The organism is Candidatus Obscuribacterales bacterium, from assembly GCA_036703605.1.
Taxonomy (GTDB): domain Bacteria; phylum Cyanobacteriota; class Cyanobacteriia; order RECH01; family RECH01; genus RECH01.
This window is the reverse complement of record DATNRH010000156.1, coordinates 1-7,891: the sequence shown is the minus strand read 5'-3', so window position 1 is coordinate 7,891 and position 7,891 is coordinate 1. Positions and strand designations below refer to the sequence as shown.

Genomic DNA, 7,891 nt, shown 5'->3' with positions numbered 1-7,891 from the left:
CTGCCCATAGATATTGATCGAGATCAGCTAGATGAGCCTCAAAACGGCAGAGGTGCAGAGAGGGTCAGCCAGGTTTGATGATGGGGATGGCAAAAGGTGAGGTGATGGGCGTGGAGGTGCAGGCGGTCGGCCACACCTCCACCATAGAGGCGATCGCCCCAGATGGGACACCCCAGCCCCTGGGCAGCATGAACGCGCAGTTGGTGAGTGCGACCGGTGATGGGTACGAATTCTAATCTGGGTCGATCGCCCTGGCGCTCGATGACGCGATAGTAGGTATGGCTGGGTTTGCCCTGAGGGTGAACGAGCTGGCGTGGGGCATGATCGGGGTCAGCTTGCAAAGGCAGATCGATGTGGCCTTGATCCATGGCCACGTGACCGATGACGATGGCTTCATAGGTTTTTCGCACTTGGCGAGCTTGAAACTGCTGCCGCAGAGAGCGATCGCTCTCTGGAGTTTTGGCCAGCAACAGCACCCCAGAGGTATCTTGATCCAATCGATGAACGGCAGTTACGGAGGGGAGACGCGCACGGAGGCGGCTCAGGACACTGTCCTGGCGATCGCTGGTGCGTCCGGGCACGGAAAGCAGTCCTGCTGGTTTGTCTACGGCTACCAGCCAGTCGTCTTCATAGAGGATGGGCAGGGAAGGCTGGGGGGCGATCGCCTGGGATAGCCCTGACAGCATAAAGCCCATAAGCGGTTGGCAACGGTCAGCGCAGGCTTCGTAGAACCGACCCGCCACGCGATCGCCCTGGGAGGGGCCCCACCAAAATTCAGCCATCGCCAAGGGAGTGAGCTGATGGGTGGCGGCGTAGTAGAGCAGCTTGGGGGCACAGCAGTCGCCGGTGCCGCTGGGCAGGTGAGGGTTTAGATCGGGCAGCGATCGCCATTCTCCCGCAAAGTTGGTGAGTTGGTACGCCTCATGGAGCTGGCTCTGGAGGCTCCGAGATAGATGCTTTCGGGCTTGCTTGATCTGACGCATCTGAGCATCGGCTTGGGCGATCGCTGCTTCCAAGGGCTGCAATTGCTGACGGTGCTGGCGTTTGAGATGGCGCAACTCGCTTCCATCCTGACGGCTTTGCTGATCTAAGGCATCGAGGGCGATCGCCTGCTCTGCTGCGGGTAGGGTTTGCTGGATCATGACGCGCTGCTGCTGTCGGTGCTGCTGCCGTTGCCGATGGCGATCGCTCAATTGCTGCCGCTGTTGATCACACCACAGCTTCACCTCTGCATACTGCTGGCGTACCGGCAAGCTGTGCAGATCCTGAAGCTGGTGCTTCATCTGCTCTAGCTGGCGCAGCGTCTCGGTTTCTGCCGTTCTTAACATCTGACGAGCCGGCAGGGGCGGCACCCAACCTGGCGGATCAGTCTGCCCCTGCAAGGTTCCTGAAAATGCCTTGAGCACCTGGATCTCTGCCGTTGCCGTTGCTGCCAACAGCACCCCATACATCTTGCCATCCTGGGTAATGGGATCCGTCACCAACTCATGCATCACCCGCCGCGCAACAGCTTCTGCCAAGGGCGATCGCGGCAGTCGCAGCCATTCACCTGTTGTCGGACAGCATCCTTCATACCAGTAGGTGCCACACTGTAGCTCATGGGAGTCGATCGGTTCTGTTTCATACAGCGCTAGGGGTAGAGCAACGGTCATGGACAAACGGTTATGGCTTACTGACGGGAAAAGATGATTCGATTGCCGTCTTGGTTATGAGACATGATGCCTGGGTGGGGGCAGCGATCACGGCTATGAGGTTTCAGCTAGACAAGCAAGATAGTCACGATTGTTACATAGGCCTCAGCGTTCCACAATCTCGCCGCTCGATCATTCAAAAACGGGCGTTGCTGAATAGCGATAGGATTGGCACTCACAAACCGTGAGTAAGACGCTCACACGCGCACTTCATTCACCATCAAGGTTGTGGGAGCATCTTGCTTCTATTCTGATGTCATATCTTCATTCAGCAACGCCAAAAACTGCTAAGTTTCCCCCATGGATGGCCTGCGAGATTGGCGAATTAGGCTATAGCCAATGATGATCCACATGAGGAGCAGCGCGCTGGTAATCGCCAGCATAGGGCCTGCGCCCAAACGGTTGATTAAGGCAGGAGCCGCCGCTGTAAATAAGCCACCGCCGACAATCGGCTCAAAAAACAGTTGCTTGTAGGCAAATCCTTCAAACGCACCAGTGTGATTATCTGAATCCACCATACGAATTAGCAAAATGCCGGTGGCTGTAACCCCCATGGATTGCCCCATGTCGCCAATGCCTTTCTCAAACCAGTAGGTGGGAAAGACCCGAGGGGCCCACCAAAGAAAGATCAGGACATTCCATAATACTCCCACCACGCTCAGCACTAGGAATACACCAAGATTTGCACCGATGACCTGCAGGGAAATAGAGGCGATCGCGGCCACAATCAACACATCCAGTGCCACCCCGGCAATATTTTGCACCATAGGGCGGATGATTAAGGAGCCCAATCCCAGACGGTTGAGAATGACCTGCACCACAATGCCACCGATGAGCGCCAAGGGAAACAGCGGCACAAAGGGAAACAGGGCAAAGCCCGACTGCCCCCAGGTGACCGACTCAATCCACTTTAGGGCTTCTAGAATCAGCCACCCCACCGCGATCGCTGCCCCCACAATAGCCGCATTAATCGACAGGGGATCGATCAACAGATTGTGTAATAGCCTGGCCCGCTGCTGACGAATTTCGGGGGTTTCAGCCAACACATTCAGGTCAGGAATTTCGGACGGCTCCATCACATCCCGGTTGAGCATCGACACATGGCCCTTGCGCCGTCCCCAGTCGGACAAAGCCGTCCCGCAGACAATACCAGACACAATTCCCACAGTTGCTAACCCCAGAGCTAAGTCGCCCCCTTCGGCAAAGCCAAGCTCCGACAAGGTTTCAACCATCCCTCCCGCTGTGCCGTGGCCCCCTTCAAAGCCAATTTCAATCAGGGCTGCCGCCATGGGGTTGATATCAAACAGGGGCATCAAAATCACAATGGTGGCTAAGAGACCCACTACATATTGCCCCCAGGCCAGGGTTTGGCCAAAAACAACTTGGGGAGCAGCCTTTCGCCAAATATCGCGGGGTGCAGGGATTGATTCCCCCAAAAACAATGCCGCAAACACCACATTGATAAAGACCCCCGGCATTTGAGACCAGACGGTGCTAATATCCGAGGAAAATAACCCACCGGACAAGAGCGTATCTTCACCCCCAATGGAGGTGGCGATCGCCCCCAAGACTCCCGGCCCCAGCAGCAGCCCCAGCACCCCAGCCATAATGGAGGCAGGTAAATAGAGACGCTGACACCATCGACTTCGTTGTTTTACAAAACGCCCTGCCAGCAGCAATAGCGCCAGTAGGATGAAGGCAAACATTGCCGTGCGTAGGTTGAACACAAATTTTTCTCCCTGATATCTGATGTTATAGATGGAGTATCTTGCGGGTCGAGGGTCGAAACGCTATGCTCAACCCTAAACCCCCAAATCCGTCTAAGTTTCCAACATCCTCTATGGATAACCTGAACTCTGCAGTAACTGAAGACACACCTTGACCTACCATCTAGGGATCAATCCTGCTATTTCAGAATGGTGACGAGAAATATGTCCCGCGAGTTGGCATCAGGGAAGCTCGAAAGCTTTGGCTGTCCTCTCCTTCATCCATGAGTGTTGCTGAATCAGGGTATGAGCCTCTAGCTAGAAGATCTGAAACTTCCTGCACGGTGTTGCAGAATTTTCCTAGGATTTCGCAACACCGTGCAGGGTGAGAACTATCAGACGTCTTCTATCCAATCCGGCTGAAAGGTCATGACTGGGTGTTGCTGCATGAGGCTATGAACCTCTAGCCACAGGATCTGAAACTCCATGCAACATGTTGAGGAATCATATCGCTATTCAGCAACGCCCATAGCTGTAACATCCTGTCTTCAATCCCCTCTTCGCTTCTTTCGATAAGGGGGCTGTAGATCTCCAGCATTGCCACTGCCTTGAATAAATGGCATGTTCAACCGGATTTGATATGATCATCCAGAATGGTTACAGCACCCCAAACTCAATGACATCATGGTCACTGCCCCGTAAAACCGAGGCAATTTGCTTGCCTCGCAGCCGTTTTTGGGTAATTTCTTCTAAAGCACCTTGTACTGCACCGAGAGTAAAGGACAAATTACGGTTAGAGCCTTGGGGTTCTCCAGCAGAACAGACTGTTTCCCGACAAAAGACCTGATAGGTGCCATCAACTTCAAGGATGTTGTCTATGAGGCATAGGCGGGTACCATCTTTTCCTAGCGCCTTATTTAACAAGGTTGCTAGTTGATCTAACGGTACGTTAGAAGCACTCAGTTGTAAGTCCTTGGCTAAACTCTTACCTCGTAGGCGACCAGCAGCTAAGAGAGCGATCGCTGCGGCTTTTTCGCCTAGGGCTTCTTCAACTCCTACCACAACAGCTTTGAAACATACAATACTACTAAAATCACCAAGTTCTGGACGAAGCAGGTTGGTACTCATTGTAAAATCTCCTAAAGGGAAAGAAAGTGAAAGAAAGTGAAAGACTTCGGTAATAGTTGAATGTCAAACCCCTCAAGTCTCAAAGTTCTTAGAGTGAAGGTCTTGACCTGATGAACTGGTACTAAATCTGATAAAAAGCGACAGAATATCTCCCGCTAGCCTCATCCAACCTTTAAGCGTCAGCGGTCTTAGCCCTTGTCCGGTCGGGAGAAGGTTTGGGGTGAGGCTGCTAGGATACGTTGTAACCCCAGCAGTCTCCTCAAAGACATCAATGAATGTCTTACCTGTGGTTGTTTTCATAGATGTAGCTATCAGCTAGTAGTAGCTACAGATAGAATTTGGTTGATGGTTGTGATGAACTAGAGATTAGAGGTTCAAGCATAGTCTCAACATGAAGGGAGGCATCAGACTACGTCTTTGAAGTAACGGAATCAAGGTATTGCCTAGATCAGAAAACTTACGTATAGAACCTCTCTAATGTACGCCTGTTACCAGGATCGAAAGCTTTCGATCCTGGCTTGATATTCTCTCTTAGGTGAAGAATAGAATAAATTGCGTAGGAAAGAGAACATATTAAACAATCTTGATGTAGACAGCTATAAAACCCCAAACTCAATGACGTCATGGTCACTGCCCCGTAAAACCGAGGCAATTTGTTTACCCCGCAGCCGTTTTTGGGTAATTTCTTCTAAAGCACCTTGCACTGCACCGAGAGTAAAGGACAAATTACGGTTAGAGCCTTGGGGTTCTCCAGCAGAACAGATAGTTTCCCGACAAAAAACTTGATAGGTTTCACCAACTTCAAGGATGTTGTCTACGAGGCATAGGCAGGTGCCGTCTTTTCCTAAGGCTTTGTTCAACAAGATGGCAACTTGATCCAGTGGCAGGTTGGCATTGCTAAGATTTAAGTCTTTCGCTAAATTTTTACCCCGTAGGCGACCGGCTGCTAAAAATGCGATCGCTGCGGCTTTTTCTCCTAGGGCTTCTTCGACTCCTACAATAACAGCCTTGAAACATACAATACTGCTAAAGTCGCCGAGTTCTGGACGGAGGAGCTGGGTACTCATCATTAATTCTCCTAAAAGGAATGGAAACGATTGAAGACAAAGGACAGAAGCGTTCCTTTGTCTGGCGTTGCTGAATACAAGCATGAAGTCCTAAATCTGCCCTCAACCTAGCTCTCCAGGGTGAGGGGACAAGCATTCTAGCTCCCTTCTCCTTGGGAAGAAGAATTGGGGATGAGGGCAAATCATGGATCGATTCAGCAACGCCCTTGTTCTAAATCGTTGAGGTGAATGCACTGCAAGAAGTTCAAGTTTCTATTCAATGGGTCGCCTCAAACAATTGGACAATCATCCGGGGGATGGTGATTGATAAGACCGTTAGCCAACCCAATATCCATGGCCTACTGTGACCTGCAACTGTGGTCTGCAACTGTAGAGAGGGGAATGCAATGCAGTGAGCCTAGTACGGGCACTAGGTTGTGATATGGGTGGAGAGATGGCCATACTCTAGTCTTCCTGGATTTAGTGTGCCCAAGAAAACCATGGGTAACCCCTAGACTTGGATCAAGCGTTTCAATTCTTTATAGACAAGTATGGGGCGATCGCTTTGACCTACCCTAGTCAAACTCAAATCATATATGATATATAATATACGGCACCGACTCAATCGCAGCATCACGTTGTTCTATTTATAACGAGACCCCTCATCTATGGGGTTCAGATCACGTTAGATAGCCAGTTGCCATCTGTTGAGGAGCGATCGCTTGTACTATGAGAATCCTGCATGGCCGCCAAACCTACGATTCCTAACCTTGTGCCCAGTCCTCGCACCAGCCAGGCAAATGTCACCCAGCATCTGCGGCGATTGATTCTGGCAGGGCATTTGCCCCCCGGTACCCGTCTGGTTCAGGCTGACCTAGCGGCATCTTTGCAGATGAGTGTCACCCCCATCCGCGAAGCCCTGCGGCAACTGAGTAGTGAGGGCTTGATTGACCTAGATGCCTTTCGCGGAGCCGTGGTTCATACCCCTACCTTGGCAGAGCTCGAAGAAATTTTTGACATTCGTGCTGCTCTCATCCCCCTCTCCGTGCGTAAAAGTATAGGGCAGGTGACCCATGCCCAACTGCAAGCCGCCGAAGCATTGCTGGATCAGATGGACACCGAACCTGACCAAGCCGAATGGATTGTGCTGAATCGCGACTTCCACCGGCTGCTCCACGGCCCCGTCCCCACCTCCCATTTGCATAATGTTCTCCAACGCCTGTCTGATATTGCCACCCTCTATATCAATCTATCGTTTACCCAGCATCCTGGTCAGCGCGCCTCCGCCGATGCCGAACACCGGGCCATCCTAGCTGCCTACCGCGCCAAAGACGTAGACCAAGCTACCCACCTATTGCTCAGCCACATTAACTCAACCCTAGACTCTGCTCGCATAGTGCTTGACCCCCAGTAGCCTATCCCTTTTTCCCATCACCTCAGGAGTTTTGCATGGAATCAACTTGGACTGAAACCGGTGTCTATCGCCTACCCATGACCGCCCCAGAGGATGTCAGTGGTTTACAGCAGTTACTGGAAACAAAGGCGATCGCCGCTGAAGATATCGTGGCCATCATCGCCCAAACAGAGGGAACCGGCTATGCCCGAGGCTATAGCGCCCTCTGTATGCAACTGCTGCTCTCAGAGTATTTGCATCTCACACCCCAAGCAGTATTTGATCGGATTCCCATGATGATGATCGGCCTCTGTGGTGGGTTGATGAGTCCTCATTACACGGTCTTTACCCGTCGTAACGTTGCTGCACCCGCTACCCCTCCTTCCCAGAAACGCCTGACGGTTGGCGTTGCCAATACCCATATTTTACTGCCGGAGGAGTATGGTACTCTGACACAAATTAAGCTGGTTGCCGCTGCCGTGGAGGAGGCGATCGCCCAAGCGGGCATATCTAATTTAGCGGATGTCCATTGTGTGGAAGTTAAATGTCCAGCAATGACCCCAGCTCGATTGCAAGATGCAGAGCAGCGAGGTGCAGAGGTCGTTAGCAGTAACCTAGGGCAGGCCAGCTCATTCTCTAAGGGAGCTAGTGCCCTAGGGATTGCCTTAGCTTTAAAGGAAGTGACTATCGAGCAACTCAGGGATGATGTGGTGAACCGCGATCGCTCCTTATTTACCCAAAAGGGATCGGTCTCGGCTGGAGGTGAACAATCGGCCTGTCGAATTTTGGTGATGGGAAATAGCGATAGCGCCATCAGTCCTTATCGGGTTGGTCATGGTGTTATGGTGGATCAGCTTGACACCCAGGGCGTCTATACAGCCTTATCCAGCGCTGGTCTAAAGGTAACGACACCGCTCACACCGGAGC

The 7,891-nt window shown here is 52.0% G+C and carries 6 protein-coding genes; 2 read left to right on the top strand and 4 right to left on the bottom strand.

Features of this window, described 5'->3' with window-relative positions:
* Positions 1-38 precede the first annotated feature (38 nt).
* From V6D20_03260 to V6D20_03245, 4 genes are all read right to left on the bottom strand, one after another.
* Positions 39-1,652, bottom strand: a complete 1,614-nt coding sequence (locus V6D20_03260; GenBank protein ID HEY9814812.1) for a pseudouridine synthase — start codon at positions 1,650-1,652, stop codon at positions 39-41.
* Between the two features lie 326 nt (positions 1,653-1,978).
* Positions 1,979-3,418, bottom strand: a complete 1,440-nt coding sequence (locus V6D20_03255) for a hypothetical protein (protein ID HEY9814811.1) — start codon at positions 3,416-3,418, stop codon at positions 1,979-1,981.
* A 636-nt stretch (positions 3,419-4,054) separates the two neighbouring features.
* The gene (locus tag V6D20_03250) at positions 4,055-4,525 is read right to left on the bottom strand and encodes a hypothetical protein (protein HEY9814810.1); all 471 of its coding nucleotides are present in this window, start codon (positions 4,523-4,525) and stop codon (positions 4,055-4,057) included.
* A gap of 596 nt (positions 4,526-5,121) precedes the next feature.
* Positions 5,122-5,595: a hypothetical protein gene (locus V6D20_03245; GenBank protein ID HEY9814809.1), complete on the bottom strand. Its 474-nt coding sequence runs from the start codon at positions 5,593-5,595 to the stop codon at positions 5,122-5,124.
* 718 nt (positions 5,596-6,313) lie between these two features.
* Between V6D20_03245 and V6D20_03240 the strand changes: the two genes are divergently transcribed.
* Positions 6,314-6,985, top strand: a complete 672-nt coding sequence (locus V6D20_03240; GenBank protein HEY9814808.1) for a GntR family transcriptional regulator — start codon at positions 6,314-6,316, stop codon at positions 6,983-6,985.
* A gap of 35 nt (positions 6,986-7,020) precedes the next feature.
* On the top strand, positions 7,021-7,891 hold an 871-nt coding region (locus V6D20_03235; protein HEY9814807.1), incomplete at its 3' end, for a ring-opening amidohydrolase.